Below are 19,616 nucleotides of genomic sequence, written 5' to 3' on the forward strand. Positions count from 1 at the left end.
GATGAATTGGTCATCGAAATAGCTACCAGCTAGTAATATTCACGCTGCTCGGGAATGCGTGAGCCGTAGATAAATCGGGGCGCGATCCGTTGTTCGAGAACGAAGCAGCAGCGGATTCGTCGGAGGAGATTGAACACAAATGAGCCACACATTCGATGACTACATCGATGAAAACGGCCACATCACCATCGCTGAGGGGCTGACGCTGGTTCGCCACGTCGAGGTGAACGTGGCCGAGAACGCCGATACGCTCGCCTACCGATTCATCGACTACTCCCGCGAGCGCGACGGCGAGGCACACGAGCTGACCTGGTCCCAGTTCGGGACTCGACTGCGCGCGGTGGCGGCGCGTCTGCAGCAGGTGACCAAGCCCGGTGACCGTGTCGCGATTCTCGCCCCGCAGGGCCTCGATTACGTCGTCGCATTCTTCGGCGCCATCTACGCCGGTACCATCGCTGTCCCGCTGTTCGACCCCGACGAGCCCGGGCACACCGACCGTCTGCACGCCGTCCTGGGCGACTGCAGCCCAACGGCCATTCTCACCGCAACGAACTCTGCAGCCGGCGTGCGCAACTTCTTCCGCTCGCTGCCCGCGGCCGAGCGTCCCCGTGTCATCGCAGTCGACGCCATCCCCGACAGCGTCGGCGAGACGTGGGTCGAGCCGCCGGCTCAGCTCGACGACATCGCGTATCTGCAGTACACCTCCGGTTCGACGCGTACCCCCGCAGGTGTGGAGATCACTCACCGCGCTGTGGGCGTCAACGCCCTCCAGATGGTCGACAGCATGGAGATCAACGAGGACTCGCGCGGCGTGACCTGGTTGCCGATGTTCCACGACATGGGCCTGCTGACGGTCATCCTGCCTGCACTGGGCGGCAAGTACATCACCATCATGAGCCCGCGCGCATTCGTGCAGCGGCCATGGCGCTGGATCAAGGAACTGGCGGCTGTCTCCGACGGCGCCGGCACGTTCGCCGCCGCCCCGAACTTCGCCTTCGAGCACGCCGCTCAGCGCGGTCTCCCGAAGAACGGTGAGGAACTCGATCTGTCCAACGTGATCGGGCTGATCAACGGCAGCGAGCCCGTCACCACGACCTCGATGAAGAAGTTCAACGACGCGTTCGGCCCGTACGGTCTGTCGAAGACGGCGATCAAACCGTCGTACGGCATGGCCGAGGCCACCCTGTTCGTCTCCACCAGCAAGCACGCCGACGAGCCGAAGGTCGTCTACGTCGATCGCACCGAACTCAACGCCGGCCGGTTCGTCGTGGTGGATCAGTACGCGCCGGGCGCCATCCCGCAGGTCTCGACCGGGTACGTCGCTCGCAGTCAGTGGGCCACCATCGTCGACTCCGACAATGCCACCGAGGTACCGGACGATCACGTCGGCGAGATCTGGCTGCACGGGGAGAACATCGGCAAGGGCTACTGGGGACGTGAACGCGAGACCAGCGAAACGTTCCACAACAAGCTAGTGAGCCGCATTGCCGAGGGTTCACACGCCGAAGGCGCCGCAGAGAGCGCCAACTGGATGCGCACCGGCGACTACGGCGTCTACCACGGCGGCGAGCTCTACATCACCGGCCGTGTGAAGGATCTCGTCATCGTCGACGGCCGCAATCACTACCCGCAGGACCTCGAGTTCTCGGCGCAGGAAGCGAGCAAGGCTCTGCGCCCGGGTTTCGTGGCCGCGTTCGCCGTTCCGCTCAACCAACTCCCCGACGTCGTGTTCGAGTTCAGGGGTGCCGCGCTGACGAAGGATCCGGACGACAGCTCGGAGCAGCTGGTCATCGTCGCCGAGCGTGCGCCCGGCTCCGGCAAGGCCGACCCGGAGCCCATCGCCGAGGAGGTGCGCACCGCGATCTCCGCCCGCCACGGTGTCACCGTCCGCGACGTTCTACTCGTCCCCGCCGGATCCATCCCGCGCACCTCCAGCGGCAAGATCGCCCGCCGTGCATGCAAGGCCGCCTACATCGAGGGCACCCTGCGCGGCGGATACCAGCAGAATGCGTTCCCAGACGCGGAGCTGCCGGACTGACGTCCGCGCTCCCGTACTCCTTCGACACGTAACTTGGTGAGTGATGGCTGAACAAGAAACTGACAACATCGAACGTGTCGAGGGCGCTGACATGACTGTCGCTCAGCTACGTCAGTGGCTGCGTAACTGGGTTGCCGACGCCACCGGTCAGCCGGCCGATCAAATCTCCGACGATCGGCCGATGGAAGAGTTCGGGCTGTCCTCCCGGGACGCCGTGGCGCTCAGCGGTGAGATCGAAGAGCTGGTCGGAGTGACGCTGACGGCAACGGTCGCCTACCAGCACCCGACCATTGCCTCGCTCGCCACCCGCATCATCGAAGGCGAACCGGACGAACCCGCGGACTCGGCCGACGATGCCTTCTACCTGCAGGGCAACGTGCATGCGGACTCGCACGACATCGCTATCGTCGGCGTCTCCACTCGATTCCCAGGTGCGGGCACGACGCCCGAGGAGATGTGGGCGCTGCTGAGCGAGGGGCGCGACGGGATCACCGACCTGCCCGAGGGCCGCTGGGAAGAATTCACCTCCGACCCCGCGATAAAGGCCGCCGTCGACGCATGTGTCACCAAGGGCGGCTACCTCGACGACGTCAAGACCTTCGACGCCGAGTTCTTCGCGATGTCGCCCAACGAGGTCGTCAACGTCGATCCGCAGCAGCGGTTGGCACTCGAGCTCACCTGGGAAGCCCTCGAACATGCCCGCATCCCGGCGAGCTCGGTCAAGGGCAAGCAGGTCGGCGTCTTCATCGGTAGCTCCTCCAACGACTACCAACTGCTCGCCGTCAGCGACCCGAACGCGCACCCGTACGCACTCACCGGCACCTCGACGGCCATCGTCGCCAACCGGGTGTCGTACTTCTACGACTTCCGCGGACCGTCCATCGCCGTCGACACCGCCTGCTCGTCCTCGCTGGTGGCTGTGCACCAGGCGGTGCGCAGCTTGCGGACCGGCGAATCGGACTTGGCCCTCGCGGGCGGGGTCAACATGTTGCTCGCACCGCCCATCACCGTCGGCTTCGGTCAGACCGGTGTGCTCGCACCCGACGGCAAGATCAAAGCATTCTCCTCCGACGCCAACGGCATGATCCGTTCCGAGGGCGGTGGCCTCGTCGTACTCAAGCGACTAGAGGACGCCAAGCGTGACGGCGACGACATCCTGGCGGTGGTCGCCGGTTCCGCCGTCAACCAGGACGGGCGTTCCAACGGTTTGCTCGCGCCCAGCCCGGATGCCCAAGCCGACGCGCTGCGGTTCGCATACCGCGATGCCGGCATCGCCCCATCCGGGGTGGACTACATCGAGGCGCACGGAACCGGAACGATTCTGGGCGATCCCATCGAGGCGGACGCGCTCGGACGCGTCGTCGGGCGGGGCCGCGACGCGGACAAGCCTGCGCTGCTCGGATCGGCCAAGACCAACTTCGGCCACCTCGAATCCGCTGCAGGCGCAGCAGGTTTGATCAAAGTCGTGCTCGCGATGCAGCAGAACCGTCTGCCGGCCTCGCTGAACTACGCCGGCCCCAACCCGTACATCGACTTCGACAAAGCACACCTGAAGGTCGTCGCCGAGGGTGCCGAATGGCCCCGCTACACCGGCAAAGCCGTCGCGGGTATCTCCGGATTCGGATTCGGCGGCACCAACGCGCACGTAGTGGTGAAGGAGTACGTCGCCGACGAGGTAGCAGGAGTGGAGCCCGCGGACCCGGATGCTGTTCTGGCGGAGGGTGTTTCTGGGGGCGGGTCCGAGATGGAGTCCACCGACCCGATCACCGAGGCAGAGCAGATCACGGAGGAAGCCGCCGCAGCGGAGACCGTCGTCCTCGCGGTGTCCGCGGCACTGCCCTCGCGCCGCAAGCGCGCCGCATCCGATCTCGCCGACTGGCTCGAAACCGAAGCGGGCAGCACGACGCCGCTCGCGGATGTGGGTCGTGCGTTGGCAAAGCGCAACCACGGCCGTTCACGCGCAGTGGTATTGGCATCGACGCGCGCCGAGGCCATCACCGGCCTGCGCGCCATTGCCGCAGGAAAGCCCGGACAGGGTGTCTTCTCGGCGGATTCCCCCGCGTCGAACGGCGCCGTGTGGGTGTTCTCGGGCTTCGGCTCGCAGCACCGCAAGATGGCATCGACGCTGTACCGCACCAACAAGGTTTTCGCATCGGCCGTGGACGAGGTCGACGAGCTGCTCATCGACGAGGCCGGCTACTCCATCAAGGAGATCATCCTCGACGACTCGCAGACCTACGAGTTCGAGAACTCCCAGGTAGCCATCTTCGTCATTCAGGTCGCCCTCGCCGCGACGCTGCGGGCGCACGGCGCCGAACCGGCAGCGGTCATCGGTCACTCGATGGGCGAGGTCGCCGCCGCCTACGTCGCAGGCGGACTGAACCTTGAAGATGCCGTCCGCATCATCTACGCGCGTTCACGCCTGCTGGCCGAGGGCCAGGAGGGACTCGGTGCGGCCTCGCAGGGCGCCATGGCGCTCGTCGAATACACCCCGGACGAGGTCACCGCGCTCACCGATCAGTTCCCCGACGTCGAACCGTGCGTGTACGCAGCACCGACGCACACCACCGTCGGTGGTCCGCGTGCGCAGATCGAGGCTCTCGTCGAGATGGCAGAGGCCGCCGAGAAGATGGCACGCATCCTCGATGTGAAGGGCGCGGGGCACACAGCAGCCGTCGACGTACTGCTCGGCGAGCTAGCGGCCGAGCTGGCGGGCATCGAACCCGGCATGCTTCGCGCGGGTGTCTACTCGTCGGTGGACAAGGAATCGGATTACCGTGCCGGCCACGAGCCGATCCACGGCGTCGACTACTGGACCAAGGGCATGCGCCACCCGGTCTGGTTCACACAGGCTGTCAACGTTGCCGTCGGAAATGGGCATACGACGTTCGTAGAACTGGCACCCAACCCGGTGGCGTTGATGTCGGTGGCTGCGACGGCATGGGCCGCCGGTGTCGCCGACGCGACCCTCATTCCCACGCTCAAGCGCAAGGAAGACGAATCCGAGACCTTCCTCGCGGCCCTCGCGCAGCTGTACGTGCACGGGCACGCGCTGGACCTGACCACTCTCTTCGGTGCGGGCGGCTACGCACCCATTCCGCGAACTGCCTACCTGCGCAAGGAATTCTGGCTCAGCACCCGAGTCAGCTCCTCCGGCAACTCACGTGTTCCCGGTGCCCGGGTCTCCCTGCCGGACGGTCGCCGTGTCTGGGAGGTCGACGCCTCGGCCGTCGACTCGCTGGATCTGCTCGTCGAAGCTGCTGCAGCGCAGGTGCTCTCGGGCGTAACGCTCGGCGCGTCGGTGACGCACGCGGTGGTGCCGCGCAGTGGCACCCTCGTCACCACCCTCACCACGCACCTCGGCGGAGCCTCCCTGCAGATCCACGCCAACCGCGGTGGTGGCTTCACCCTGCTGCACGAGGCAGTGGTCACCTCCGGTGACGCGCTACCCGAACCGACTGTCGCAGTTGCGTTGCCGTCGACATCGCCGATGGAAGAACTGCCCGAGGTGGTCGAGGACTTCGGCGATCGCTGGGACCCCAACGGAAATCAGAGGCTCGAAGATCGTCTGGCGATCATCGTCGCCGAGTCCATGGGTTACGCGCCCGAGGACCTGCCGCCGGAGATCCCGTTGATCGAACTGGGGTTGGATTCGCTGAGCGCGGTGCGCATCAAGAACCGTGTCGAGTACGAGTTCGATATCCCCACCGTGCAACTGCAGGCAGTACGCGATGCGAACCTCCTCGAGGTGGAGAAGTACCTCCGCTACGCCCTCGACAACCGCGAGGAAGTCCAGGCACTCGCCGAGAAGCAGCAGGCAGACAAGGCCGCCGAGGCCGCCGCCGACGAGGGCCAGCAGGCACGGGAAGAAGCCGTCGACTCCGCCGTGGGCTCGCCCGAGGCGACCGTGCCGAGCGCCGAGTACCAGCCGGTCCCTGCCGCCGAGCCGTCGGATGTGAGCAGTCGCGAATCGTTCGCCGAGGCTGCCGGATCCGATGTCCCGCCGCGTGACAACGCCGAGCGTCTGACCTTCGCAACCTGGGCGGTGGTGACGAAGGAATCCGCGAAGGGCATCTTCAACACCCTCCCGATCCTCGACGACGAGACCGCCGAGAAGTTGGCGGCACGGCTGACCGAGCGGGCAGGCGGCGAGGTCACCTTCGACGACGTGCTCGATTCGGAAACCATCGAGCAGTTGGCAGAGAAGGTCCGACCGCACCTCGAAGGCGGCGAGATCGACGGGGTTGTTCGCAACCTGCGCCCGCGTCCCGAAGGGTCGACCGCCACCCCCGTGTTCGCGTTCCATTCGGCTGGAAGTTCGACGGTGGCTTACGAGCCGCTGCTACGCAAGCTGCCCGCAGGCACACCCATGTACGGTCTCGAGCGCGTCGAAGGTCCCATCTCGGTGCGTGCAGCCGAGTACGTCCCGCTCATTCGCGAGATCCAGCCCGAAGGACCGTACGTGTTCGTCGGCTGGTCACTCGGCGGAATCCTGGCCTACGAGGTCGCCCGGCAGATGGAAGAGCAGGGCATCGAGGTCGCATACGTGGGGCTTCTCGACACGGTGATGCCGGGTAGGGAAATTCCCGACACGCGTGAAGAGGTCCGGCGTCGTTGGGAGCGGTACGCCAAGTTCGCGAAGAAGACCTACGGCGTCGACTACCCGATTCCGTACGACAAGCTCGTCGACGCGGACGACGAAGGGCAGATCCGGATCATCACCGACCTGGTCAAGCTCAGTGGCGCAAAGATCCCCGGCGGGATCATCGAGCATCAGCGCACGTCGTGGCTCGACAACCGAGCAATCCAGACCGCGGAGCTCAAGAAGTACGGCGGGCACGTCACGCTCTACATGGCCGACAAGTACCACGATGACGCCATCGCGCTCGAGCCCGCATACGCCACCAGAGAAGAGCACGGCGGCTGGGCTCCGGTGGTGCAGGATCTCGAGATCGTCTACATCGGAGGCGACCACCTCGCAGTGGTGGACGAGCCGTACATTGGACGGATCGCGGCACACATGACGAAAAAGCTCGACGAGATCGAGTCAGCGAGAACCGGAGCCTAGAACCTTGACTGGTACCACCGCCGAAAAGTTGGCCGATCTGCGGGCCAACCTCGAACTCGCCAGCGAACCGTCTGGTGAGATCGGTATCGCCAAGCGTGCGAAGAAGGGCATCCCCAGCGCCCGTCAACGTATCGACATGCTGCTGGATCCGGGTAGTTTCGTCGAAATCGGCGCCCTGGTAAGAGCGCCCAACGACCCGACCGCGCTCTACAGCGACGGCGTGGTCACCGGGCACGGCACTGTCGACGGCCGACCGGTGGCGGTGTTCTCGCACGACCAGACCGTCTTCGGTGGGACGGTCGGCGAAATGTTCGGCCGCAAGGTCGCCGGGATCATGGACTTCGCGATCAAGGTCGGATGCCCGGTGGTCGGCATCAACGACTCCGGCGGTGCCCGTGTTCAGGACGCCGTCACCTCGTTGGCCTGGTATGCCGAACTCGGGCGACGCCATGAACCGCTGTCCGGTATGTGCCCGCAGATCTCGGTGATCCTCGGCAAGTGTGCCGGCGGCGCCGTCTACGCACCCATCAACACAGATGTCGTGGTCGCCACCGAAGAGGCGTACATGTTCGTCACGGGACCGGACATCATCAAGTCCGTCACCGGCGAGGAAGTCAGTCTCGACGAACTCGGCAGCGCCCGCAAGCAGGCCGAGTACGGCAACGTGCATCACGTGGCGAAGGACGAGAAGGCTGCATTCGACTGGGTGCGAACCTATTTGGGCTACATGCCGTCGAGCTGCCAGGAAGACCCTCCCGTCGTCAACCCGGGACTCGAACCCGAGATCACCGAGTCCGACCTCTCGCTCGACAAGGTCATGCCCGACGCCGACAACGCCGGTTACGACATGCACGACATCATTCTGCGGATCTTCGACGACGGCGAGTTCCTCGAACTTTCGACGGGCATCGCACCGAATGTGATCACCGGCCTCACCCGCGTCGACGGCAAGTCCGTCGGTGTCGTCGCGAACCAGCCGATGTTCCTTTCCGGCGCGCTCGACGCCGACAGCGCCGACAAAGCCGCGCGCTTCGTACGCATCTGCGACGCCTACAACATCCCGCTCGTGTTCCTCGTCGATACGCCCGGGTTCCTGCCCGGGGTCGATCAGGAAAAGGTCGGCGTGATCAAACGCGGTGGGCGCTTCCTGTTCTCGTACATCGAGGCAACCGTTCCCAAGGTCACCGTGGTCGTCCGCAAGGCCTACGGTGGCGGCTACGCGGTGATGGGCTGCAAGCAGCTCGGCGCCGACATCAACTTCGCCTGGCCCACAGCCCGCATCGCCGTCATGGGCGCCGAAGGTGCCGTCAACATCATCGGCCGCAAGCAGCTCGCCGCAGCCGGCGACAACGCACCCGCCGTCCGCCAGCAGCTCATCAACTTCTACAACGAGCACGTGGCAACCCCGTGGGTGGCAGCCGAGCGTGGCTACATCGACGCCGTCATCGAGCCGTCGCGAACCCGACTCGAACTCCGCACGGCCCTCAAGCTGCTGACGGACAAGAAGGTGTTCAAGAATCCCCGGAAGCACCACCTGCTGCCGATCTAGCTGCCGCCGCTTTTCCCCCTCCCCCTTTCGGCATGAATGGGCCATTGCAACCGTCTAACCGTTGCGGTGGCCCATTCATGCCCGTGGTCGCTGTCAGTGACGCTGTGCAGGCCGGACGACGACTGGAGGCCGCGGCCGGTTCGATGCCTGCTGGTAGTGCGATCGCAAATCGGCCAGCACTCTGCCTGGATTGTCTCGAATGTCTCTGGGAAGGTGGGAGGCGACAATCAGGCCGTGTCCCTGCATCCTCATCCGTCGAGACATGGTTTCCGCGTGATCTTTCGGCGACAGATGGTGAGCGAGCGAGTCGATCTCCCACGAGAATCCGACGCAGTCGAGCCAGTTGTCGGTGTTGCAGATGAATTCCCCTGACGCGGTGTAGATGTTGCAGTTGTGCATCATCGGCGGCAGCCCACTGTCGGCATACAGCTTCTGCGCTTGTAGTTCCGCGACCGAGTGCGCATCGTCGCGAAGCTCGCGCACGACTCGCTTGCTGATCGCTCCGTATCTTCTTGGCCCTTCCGCAAGTTCGCGCGCGATGTCGTCGAGCGTCGCACCCCCTCGCTGCACAACTTCGGCGATCAGCTTGACGCAATGCTCGTCTGTTTTCGTGGACCGTGTCGCGTCTGCGAGACTCCGAACCAGTGGAGCCACGCGCAGGCTGCCCTTGACGACGGCCTCGGGCATGCGCCAGGACCGCTCGACCCGAACGAACGACTTCGACGCCCGCCGTGCATCACCGGGGATGAGCACGTGCACCTCGTTCGGCGACGAGTCGGTGCCATAGCCGTGCGCACCCAGCCCGACCAGGCCGGTGATGAGTCCGTCGGGCCCGCAGTATTCCAGCGCCGCGACCGAACGCTGAAGTTGCGACGGATAGCCGTTGTGCAGGAGATATATCCCGGGGAGTACACGCTGCCACGGCCCACCGGGTCCACAGCGCGCGGTGAGGGTGCTGTCGGAGACCTTCGCCTCTCGCAACTGTGCTCTGGTCACCACGCAATGCGTACTCAGGTCTTGAAGTTGGGAGGTTCGCGCCCATGTCGGTTTCTTCATGGCTGCACTGTCGGTGCTCGGACCGACATCTGAACCGCGATTCGGAGCACATCGGGGAGGTCTGTGGACGAGCGCCGCCGCTGTGGATAACCAGGGCTTGCGGGCGCCGAACTGATGCATTGTGTCGTAGCTGCATGCTAGGGCGCTGGTAGTGCGGCCCGCCCCTTTCCGCATGAATGGGCCATCACAACCGTCTAGCCGTTGCAATGGCCCATTCATGCCGAAACCCGGGGCCGAAACCCGGGCCCGAAACCCGGGGTGCCGAAGCCCGGGGGCCCGAAACCCGGGGTGCCGAAACGGGGGCGGCCGAAACCCGGCACGGCTCACCTACCGGTCGAACACGCGCAGGTTCCCGGGCGTCCAGAAGCCGGATCTGGTTATCTCGCTGGTGTCGATCTCGGCGGGCACGGCCTGGGGGTAGTAGGGGTCGTAGCGTTCGAGGGAGCCCCAGTCGCGTGCCCAGTCGTTGTCGAGGTAGGTGGGGACGGTGACTGGCTGGGCGAGCATTTCGCTCCATCCCAGGGGGCCGCCGTTGTCGGCGGACTGCCAGGTGTCGGTGGAGCTGACGGCCAGAGGTCGGTCGGGGAGGATGCGGTAGTTCGGCATCTCGGCGACGCCGTAACGGTGGTCGAACGGCCGCTGGCACGGGAATTGCAGTCCGACGGCCCAGTCGAGCAGCACGGGCTGGTCGCTGCCGATGAGCGAGTTCAGGCTTTCGAGCTGCGGGACGCGCGGCGGGGTGAAGGCGAACCACTGGTCGCCGGTGAGGTTGGGGTCGTTGGCCACGATGCGGACGGCGTCGGCGTCCTCGGGTAGGTCGGCGATGGGGATGCGCAGGTTTCGCCACGACGGTGCGGGGCCGATGTCGCGGGGCAGGTAGGTGCCCTTGACGTCGACGGTGCCGTTGGGCTGACGCGTGCCGTACTCGACGAGCAGCGACTGCCCGTAGGTCATTGCGCCCGTGTCGTCGTAGGACAGGATGCGCCCGGCTGCGGAGACGACGATGAGTGGGCTGGTGTCGGAGCGCTCGGGGAGCGAGTACCAACTCGATGTCGCCGACGCCGGTTCTTGGATGCCGGGCTGGTAGGAGCCGAGGACCGGGGTGGTGGCGGGGTCGAGACCGAAGGGGAGGGCTGCGGTGGAGCCGTTGACGCCGACGGCGCCGATGCCGCCGCCGGTGCCGGCGCTCTGGCCTTCCTCGAAGGCGGGGCCGACGCTTTGCTGGTCGGTGTTGCCTTGTCCCGGTTTGACTTCGACGGCATCTGCGCTGAGGTCGGTGGGGATACCGTTCGGGGTGAAGTTCCTCGGGTTCTCACCGCCGAGTGGCCCGGCTTCGGGGTTGAACTCTGCGGGGAGGGGGTTGAGGATGCCCGCGTTGGGGTTGGATTCGACCAGGACGTCGTTGGCGAGTCCGCACGAGTTCCCGGTCAGCGCTTGAACATTGGATCGGGCGAGCGAGTAGGCCGGGTACTGCGACACTGCTCCCTTGACGAGGGAGAGCACCTCGAACAGCACCATCAGGCCGGCGATGACGGTCAGCGGTGCTGCCGCGAATTTCTTTATGCGCCTGCCGCGTTCGGTTCCGGCGCGCGGTTGCGGTGGCGCGTAACCCTCACGCAGATACTGCCATCCGGCCAGGGCCAGTGCGGCGGCGAACAGGATGAGGAACAGGGTGTTGGATTCGTAGCCACTGAGCGAGACAGTCTTGTCGAACCACGGGACTCCGTAGCTCGAGACGTACCACCAACCGTTGATGCCCGAGAACGACAGTGCGAGAACGAACATGAGCCCGGCGAGGAATATGGTTCTGTTCCGCCGCGATCGAAGTGCGCTCGCGGAGATGGCAACTGCCGTCAGGGCAGCGAGACCGCCGGCGATGCCCGCGTACGAACCGAAGTGGTGCGTCCACTTGGTCGGGTTGAACATCATGAAGAAGATCGTTCCGAAAACGACACCGATCAGGCGCCAGGCCGGGCCGTTGGAGATGCCGGGGACTCGCTTGCGGCGCAGCAGGATGAACAGCGTCGAGAACAAGCACAGCAGCATCACGAGGAATGCGAACCGTCGGGCGACGGAACCGTCGACGGTTTGGACGAACAGGTAGTAGTAGCGCAGGAAGTCCTGGTACCACGCTTCGTTGGGGCCGATGGCTGTGCGTACGCGGGTCGATTCCATGACCGAGGCGTAGGTCTGGTCTGCGAAGACGACCACGAGTACGAGGAAGCCTGCGGCGGCGAGTGGTGCGAGCAGGGGCAGTGTGCCGACCTGGCGGTGACGACGCACGACGATGCGCGCCATGGGTCTGGCGCCGGCGAGCAGGGCGGCCACACACATCAACCCGGTAGGTGCGGAGGCGAGGGTGAAGGCGCCGATCAGGAAGGCGCCTGCGGCGGGAAGTAATCGTCCGGTTGCGATGGCCCGTTCGATCGAGCACCAGGTCAGAAGTGCGCCGAGGGCGACGATCGGTTCGGGACGCAGTCCATTGTTGTACGGCAGCCAGAAAGCGAGGAACACCAAGCCGCCGGTCCACAGGGCGACGTTCGATCTGCGGACGGCTCGGCCGAGGCGCGGAACGACCTCGCGGCTGATGACCATCCAGCACAGCACGCCGGCGATGAGCGCGGGCAAACGCATCCACGGGCTGGCGGTCGAGACCTTCGCGAACACGGCCAGCACGTCGTAGTACCAGCCGAACGGGGCTTCGGGGACGCCGAACCAACGGAAGTAGTTGGCCATGTAGCCGGAGTGCTCGGACGCGCGGGCCATGGTGAGGAGGTAGCCGTCGTCGGAGGTGTTGGCGCCGACGAAATGCCAGCCGACGAGGACGCCCACCACGGTGACGTCGACGCCGGTGAACTTCCACCAGTGCGCTGGCAGGAACCGTCGGTGACCGCGTCCGTCGGTGCCGTCGAGCTTTCCGAGTGCGCCCATCGCGATGATGGTGCAGACGACGGCGAGGATCATCGCGAGGAGTTTGAGGACGGTCGGGCTTGAGGAGAACCGCGAGTCGATGTCGATGGTGGCGGACATGCCGGCTGGGGCCGCGCCCTCGAGGTCCGTGAACAATCCGGCGATCTGAGGCCGAAGGTCGCCGTCGAGCCGACCGGAGCGTGGGTTGCCCTCCTCGTCGACGAGGCCGGTGAACTCGGCGGAGGTGTAATCGATATTGGAGACGATTTCGATCGATCCACAGGAGGCGTTCTGCACCTCCGCACGAGGAGCCGATGCGACGACGACGTTGCGGTCCAGCACATCGACGTTGGACTCGCCGACGCGAACGAAGAGGCTGTTCAGCGCTGCGCCCTGCCCCTGCGGTGGAGCGGTGGCCAGCAGCAGACCACCCTGCGGCGGGAGGCGGTCTATGGCGGAACAAGGGATCGTCGCGCTGAATGAGATGGGTGCCTGCGAGACGAGTGGTGCGTCGATGTCCTCGATGACTCCGGCGTCGGGCCAGGTAATGGACGAGTCGGTCTGCACGACGGGCAGGAACGGCGTCAGGATCGCCAGGATGGCGCCGAGGAGGCCGGTGACGATGGCGACGAGACGCGTATTGCGCACTTCGGAGCGCAGATCCATATTGGAACCCTTCGGCGGAGTAGCGAAGGGCACGGCGGAGTTCTCTGTCACGGCGTCGGGCACGGTTGTCGATGTTATGCGAGCGTGATCCGAAGAGCACACACGCCCGGTCCGGGACGACTCCCCGGAACCGGCGCGTGAACCGGGAGATCAGTCGTTTTTGATCGGTCCGGGGCTGAACAAACCGGACCGGGTCTCCTCTGTGACGGTCACCTCGGCGGGTGCGGCGCTCGGTTCGAGTGGGGAGTATCTCTCGATGGATCCCCAATCTCGGTCGTAGTCGTCCTGCAGGTACGAGGGCACGGTCCGTGCGGCGAGAAGCTGTTCGGTCCAGCCCAGCGGACCACCGCCGAACCAGTCCTGCCACGCGTTGGTCGATTCGGCACCGGGCCGATCGGGGATGATTCGGTACTCAGGCACCTCGGCGACGCCGTAGCGGTGATCGAACGGCCGCTGGCATGGGAACGCGAGCCCGACGGCCCAGTCGAGCAGCACCGGCGCCTCCGAGCCGACGAGGTCGTTCAGCGACTGCGTGATCGGCACGCGCGGGGGAGTGATGGCAGCCCACTGGTTGGCCGCGAGATCGGCATCATCGACGACGATGCGGACGGCGTCGGCCTCGGGAGGCAGGTCGGCCAGCGGCACTCTCAGGTTGCGCCACGATGGGTTCGGGCCGATGTCCAGTGGCGTGATGCGTCCCAGCGCCTGCACGTCGGCACCGTCGCGCACGCCGTATTCGAGTTCGACACTCGCGCCCGGGGTGACGATGCCGTCGGAATCCACCGAGCGGATGCGGCCGGCTGCGGCGATGGAGATCAGGTCCCCGCCTTCACCCGGTAGGCCGTACCAATCCGTCGTCAGCGATGCCGGTTCGTCGGTGCCGAAGCTGCCGAGAACCGGTGTGGTGGCCGCGTCGAGTCCGAACGGCAGTGCGACGGTGCTGCCGTTGATTCCGGCGTCGGCTTCGGTTCCGCCTTCGGTGCCGGAGCTGTTGGTGGAGACGGTGGTGCTGCCGTCGGTCGGGGTGATGGAGTTCGCGCCGCCCTGAGAGGATTCCTCGGCGTCGGCTCGTAGGTCCGACGCGACCCCGTTGGGGGTGAATCCGATGTTTCCGCCGGCGGCGAGTGGATCCGGATTGCTCGAGAGCGGTTGCAGCATCGAGGCATTGGGGTCGGTCTCGACTCGAACGTCGGTTGCGAGGCCACAGGTGTTGCCGACGAGCGAGTTGATGTTGGACCGCGCGATCGAATATGCGGGGTACTGGGCGGTCGCGCCCTTGAGGAGCGAGAGGATTTCGAACAGGACGACGCCACCGGCGACGACCGTCAGCGCGGACGGCGAGAAGCGGCGCCGTTTCGGCTTCGGTGACTTGGCGAACGGCGTTCGGATGTGCTGGTAGGCGGCGTACATCAGGGTCAGCAGGGTGAGGCCGAGCAGAAGGGTCGAGAATCCTTTGCCCGCAATGGACGGTGGCTTGTCGAACCAGGGGATGCCGTAGCTCGAGACGTACCACCAACCGTTCGACCCGGTGAACGCCAATGCCGTCAGGAACAGCACGGCCGCGGTGAAGAGCGTGCGGTTGCGCGGTGAGGTGATGGTTGCGGCCGTGACGCCCACTGCAGCGAGTGCTGCGACGGAGCCGGCCAGGCCGGCATAGACGCCGAAGTGGTGGGTCCATTTGGTGGGGGTGAACATCATCAGAGCCAGTGCGCCGATGATGATTCCGAGGATGCGGCGTGACGGACCGATTGCGGTGCCGGGGATGCGGCCGTTCTTGCGGAGCATGACGAAGATCGACACCGCGACGCACAGCAGCATGGCGAAGACACCGAACCGGCGAGCCAAGGAGCCGTCGGGAGTGATCATCATCAACGAGTCCCAGCGGATTCGCTCGTCGAACCAGGCGACATTGGGGCCTACCGCCGACCGCACTCGGGTCGCTTCGAGGACGGATGCGAGGGTCTGATCGGCAAAGATCGCCATCAGAACCGCGGTTCCCGACGCCAGCAGCGGGGCGATCAGTGCGGCGAATCCAACGAGTTTGGCCCGGCGGACGAGGATCTGCACGAGCGGTCTGGCGCCGGCCAGCAGGGCGGCGATGCAGATCAATCCCGTGGGTCCCGCGGCGAGTGCGAACGCCGCGATGAGCACGGCGACGGCGGCGGGCAGCAGTCGTCCGGTTGCGATGGCACGTTCGACGGAACACCAGGTCAGCAACGCTCCGAGAGCGATGATGGGCTCGGGGCGCAGGCCGTTGTCGTAGGGGAGCCAGAAGGCGAGAAACACGAGGCCGGCAGTCCATCTGGCGACGTTGCTGCGGACGACCGCGCGGCCCAGCCTGGGGATCACTTCGCGGCTGATGACCATCCAGCAGAGGATTCCGGCGATGAGCGCGGGCAGCCGCATCCACACGCTGGCGGTGGATACCTTGGCGAACGCGGCCAGCATGTCGTAGTAGGGCATACCGAACGGCGCTTCGGGGACGCCGAACCACCGGTAATAGTTCGCCATGTAGCCGGCGTTCTCCGACACCCGTGCCATGTTGAGCAGGTAGCCGTCGTCGGAGGTGTTGGCGCCGATGATGTGCCACAGCAGAAGAGTGCCGATGACGATGGCGTCGACGCCGGTGATCTTCCACCAGTTGGCAGGCAGGAAGCGGCGTGCGCGACGGCCGTCGACACCGTCGAGCCGGTGCAGGGCGAACAGCGAGGCGATCACCGCGATGACGCCGACGGCGATCGCCAGGAGCTTGAACAGAGACGGACTCGACGAGAACCGCGAGTCGATCTCGGCGGTGACACTCAGACCGGGGGCGCTCTGGTCGAGTTCGGTGAAGATCCCGACCATCTGCGGGCGGACGTCGCCCTCGATCGTGTTGGTTTCGCCACCTGCCGTCACCACCGTGCGTGCATGGTCACTGTCGACGGTCACTTCGCAGGCGCCGGTCGTGGACGCCTCGCCCAGCACCTGGTCGCGCAGGACTACCTCGACCGACTGCTCGTCGTCGGCCCGCACAACGAGGCCGCGGCCCGCGATGTCGGGTGCTCCGGGCGGGAGCGTCGAGACCAGGATGCCCGACGCGTCCGTGCAGGGAACCGTCGCCTCGAGCCGTAGCGGGGTGTACGAGATCAGCGGCGCATCGACGCTGCCGAAGTCTTGCTGAGGCCACTCGATGGTCGCGACGGCCTGCTTCACGGGCAGCAGCGGCGTCGCCACGGCGAGAATCACACCGATCAACCCGGCAAGAACGGCAATTATGCGGGCAGTCGTCAACTCGGGTTTGGAACGCACTCGATCATGTTAGGTGGCTGTGCTCATCGCACATCCCACACCCAGACCCCGTCGATGTACTCCGAATCTGTGCCCAGTAGTTCGTCGACGGTCTCGCGCAGTGCTGAGGTACTGCGATCCGGCTGCAGAACCACCACGTCGGCATCCCAGAATTGCAGGTCACTTCGGAATTCTGCTTGCCTTTGGCGCGTGATCTCGGGAACCGTGCCCGATTCGCGTACCGAGGCGAGGAGCAGCGACGTCGGACGGTCGACGGCTCCGTACTTGGCTTCACGTTCGTCCGTGCCGTCCGGTCCGACGAAGTAACCGCCGGCGAGCGGGAATCCCATGTCGGCCTCGACCTGCCAGTGCAGCGGCCGCGCGTCCATGGGCCGCGGCAGCGGAACGGTGACCACCGAGCCGTCGTCGACGTAGTTCTTCCACTCACCGCTCGCGAAGAACTGCGGGGTCGGCGATCGCTCGATGGTTGCCAGCGGCGTCGGCAGCAGCGGCAGCAGCGCGATTGCCAGCGCTGAACTCCACAGTGCCGGGATCGGCGTGATACCGCGGCGAAATACCCTGTCGGTGGTCAAAACCAGCAGCAGCGCGATCCCGGGGATCGCGGCCATGGCGAACCGCGTCTCGAGAATCGACTCGATCAGGGTGGTGTCGGAAAGCCATTCCCACGGCAGGCCGACTCCGGTGTTCACGCCGCCGATGATCAGTTCGGATCCGAGGGACAGCACGGTGACGACTACGGCGGTTGCCGCCGCAGCTCGCGCACATGCGACCCGCCACAGTGACACGGCTGCAACGAGCGTGAGCAGTATCAGCGGCCAACCGAAATACGAGTTGTCCTCGGTCGGGTTGATTCGGTAGCTCTCGCCGGGCGCCAGATCGCCGCCGATCGACTGAGCGGGGAACTGCAACAGAGCGTTGAAATCGTTGCCCATCGGTCCGTGCTCGAGAGACGCGTAGCTCTCCGGACCATAGAACTGCCAGTAGAGCGGGAATGCAATGAGGATCAACGTGAGTGCAGCCGCGGCAGGCAGCGATTTCGCGGCGTTCTTCAGCGCCGGCAGCAGGCGCGAGGGGCTACCCAGGTAGTAAGCGACGGCGAAGATGCCGAATGCGATGGCAAAGATGAGCAGCGGCTCCGCACCGAGCATGAACTGAAGTGCGGCGACGAGACCGAGGGCGACGGTCTTCCTGGCCGACGGCCCGCTGCGAGCGATCTCGATCACGAGTGCGGCGATCACCGGTAGGAGAAACAGTACGACGAAGTTGGGGTGGCCGTTGGCGTGCGAGATCATTCCGGGCGCAAAGCCGCAGAGCGCGCCGCCCAGCGCTGACGCTCCCCGTGATGCAGCGACGGTGCGCGAGAACAGCCAGTACCAGGCGTACGCGGTGCCGGCGAGACCGCCGGTGAGGGCGATGGCCCAGGTGAGCGTCGGGCCGAAGAGGAGGGTGATCGGGGCCAATGGAATCGACAGGCCGAACATGGCCGTGTTGGCCATCAGGTTCACACCGTTCGGGAAGTTCTGCAGATCGCTCCACAGCGGATTCTCGCCGTGGGCAACCGAGTGTGCGGCGACGGCGAAGAACCACTCCCACATGGCCTGGTCCTGAGCGCTGTTGGCGAGATAACCGTTGGCGAGGTTCTTCCACTGCCCCTGCATGACGAACAGGGCTGCCAGGGTGTACGCAACTGCAGCTGCAACATCGGCTGGATGCGGCCGGCGGATGCGGGAGGAGAGCGCCGCGAACCTGCTTGCCGGGGCCTGCGCTGGCTGCTCGAGGGCAGTCCGGTCGGTGGTGGTCATCGCCCACCAACGTTACGTGAACGTTATACGGGTTGCCTACGAGGTTCGGGTGATCAGCGCGAACGGCCCGATATCGGTGGTCTCGAAGCGCGGATCCTCGAACAGGGATTCGTCGAACGTCACCGTGTAGCGACGCACGTTCGGGTCGTTCGGATACACGTCCGCTGCCAGCCTCAGGGTGTAACCGTCGGCGCCGCGGCGGAAGAGGAACGCATCGGGCGCTTCCCATTCGCTGCTGTCCAGCGCGTCGATCAGCTCGTCGGGTGTCTCCAGCTGCGTCCACTCCTCGATCGCCGCAGCGCGCTGATCGAACTCGGCCAGAGGGTTCGCGTAATGCGAAGTCAGCCCCTGGAACCCGAAGTAGGGGTAGTACGCGAGGAACGTCGTGTCGGCCGTCAGCACTATCGTCTCGTCACGAGGCTTGCCCAGTTGCTCGCCGATTGCGGCGTCGACATCGCGGTAGTAAGAGACCGCGTTCGGTGGACGCATGTCAGCGCGCACCCCATCACCGTCGGTGTCCGTGTAGGCGACCGTGATCTCGGACTGCAGTACCTGCGGAATGTTCTGGGCAAACGCCATCGCGCCGACCGTGGCCACCACGACCGCCGCGATCTTGAACCGAGGTGGCTCGTTGATCGCCTGGTAGATGGCCTTGGATCCTTCGAGGAATCCGAATACGCCTGCTGCGCCGAGCAGCACTATCAGGACCGCTTCGAGCCGGAACGAGAGCAGCGTCGTACCGGCCACCGTGGCAGCCATCGACATCAACGTCCACAGGTACACCGCCACAACACCGATGCCCAGGGCCTGCGCGCGTCTCGACGTCGCTGCGCGCACTGCGAGCCACAGCATCCCGATCATGCACAGCGCACCCAACAGTGAGAACTCGAACATCGGCATCGGCAGCGTCGCCCCGGACTCGGGCAGATAGTGCAGGGCGGTACCGGACGTCGCGCGGGTGCCGGTCAGCGCCGCGATCAAATATGGCAGCCACACCGTCAGCGCGATGAGCCCGGAAATGGCAGCGATCGCCGCGAGTCGGAGAGCAATCGGAACCGCGGCCCGCCAGGTCCCCTGCGCCCGTACGGCGAGGACAGCGGAGACGACAGCCATCAACGTGACCGCGAACGCAGCCAACCCCAGGTAGAGGGTGTAGAACATCGCCGCGAGGCCCAGGAACAGCCCAGTGCCCACCACCGCTGCCTCTTATACACATCTCCGAGCCCACGAGACAGG

The 19,616-nt window shown here is 65.6% G+C and carries 7 protein-coding genes and 1 pseudogene; 3 read left to right on the forward strand and 5 right to left on the reverse strand.

What is annotated here, in order from left to right:
• The first annotated feature begins 139 nt into the window (after positions 1–139).
• Genes fadD32 through J1M86_RS04125 form a run of 3 tightly spaced genes read left to right on the forward strand, consistent with a single transcriptional unit; the run spans position 140 to position 8,655 of the window.
• A complete protein-coding gene (gene fadD32, locus J1M86_RS04115; protein WP_206508913.1) occupies positions 140–2,038 on the forward strand; it encodes a long-chain-fatty-acid--AMP ligase FadD32 in 1,899 nt (632 codons plus the stop codon).
• Between the two features lie 43 nt (positions 2,039–2,081).
• Positions 2,082–7,106 (forward strand): polyketide synthase Pks13, encoded by a 5,025-nt coding sequence (gene pks13, locus J1M86_RS04120; protein ID WP_206508914.1) that lies wholly within the window; start codon positions 2,082–2,084, stop codon positions 7,104–7,106.
• Positions 7,107–7,110: 4 nt separating this feature from the next.
• Positions 7,111–8,655, forward strand: coding sequence for an acyl-CoA carboxylase subunit beta (locus J1M86_RS04125; protein ID WP_075837663.1), 1,545 nt, complete (start codon positions 7,111–7,113; stop codon positions 8,653–8,655).
• 93 nt (positions 8,656–8,748) lie between these two features.
• Here J1M86_RS04125 and J1M86_RS04130 read toward each other — a convergent pair whose 3' ends face one another.
• From J1M86_RS04130 to J1M86_RS04150, 5 genes and pseudogenes are all read right to left on the reverse strand, one after another.
• Positions 8,749–9,711 (reverse strand): hypothetical protein, encoded by a 963-nt coding sequence (locus J1M86_RS04130; RefSeq protein WP_206508915.1) that lies wholly within the window; start codon positions 9,709–9,711, stop codon positions 8,749–8,751.
• Positions 9,712–10,038: 327 nt separating this feature from the next.
• On the reverse strand, positions 10,039–13,350 hold the full coding sequence (locus tag J1M86_RS04135) for an arabinosyltransferase domain-containing protein (RefSeq protein ID WP_307786520.1): 3,312 nt from the start codon (positions 13,348–13,350) through the stop codon (positions 10,039–10,041).
• Between the two features lie 87 nt (positions 13,351–13,437).
• The gene (locus J1M86_RS04140) at positions 13,438–16,578 is read right to left on the reverse strand and encodes an arabinosyltransferase domain-containing protein (RefSeq protein WP_206508916.1); all 3,141 of its coding nucleotides are present in this window, start codon (positions 16,576–16,578) and stop codon (positions 13,438–13,440) included.
• Positions 16,579–16,601: 23 nt separating this feature from the next.
• Positions 16,602–18,380, reverse strand: coding sequence for a DUF6541 family protein (locus J1M86_RS04145; protein WP_075840925.1), 1,779 nt, complete (start codon positions 18,378–18,380; stop codon positions 16,602–16,604).
• 36 nt (positions 18,381–18,416) lie between these two features.
• A pseudogene (locus J1M86_RS04150) lies at positions 18,417–19,580 on the reverse strand (arabinofuranosyltransferase); the annotation flags it as partial.
• Between the last annotated feature and the right edge of the window lie 36 nt (positions 19,581–19,616).

This window comes from Rhodococcus sp. KRD197, assembly GCF_017168235.1.
In the GTDB taxonomy this organism is placed as follows: Bacteria; Actinomycetota; Actinomycetes; order Mycobacteriales; family Mycobacteriaceae; genus Rhodococcoides.

What these genes read in the sequence shown, in the direction of transcription:
- fadD32 (WP_206508913.1), top strand. Translation starts at nt 140, where the DNA reads ATGAGCCACACATTCGATGACTACATCGATGAAAACGGCCACATCACC.
- pks13 (WP_206508914.1), top strand. Translation starts at nt 2,082, where the DNA reads ATGGCTGAACAAGAAACTGACAACATCGAACGTGTCGAGGGCGCTGAC.
- J1M86_RS04130 (WP_206508915.1), bottom strand. Translation starts at nt 9,711, where the DNA reads ATGAAGAAACCGACATGGGCGCGAACCTCCCAACTTCAAGACCTGAGT.
- J1M86_RS04145 (WP_075840925.1), bottom strand. Translation starts at nt 18,380, where the DNA reads ATGACCACCACCGACCGGACTGCCCTCGAGCAGCCAGCGCAGGCCCCG.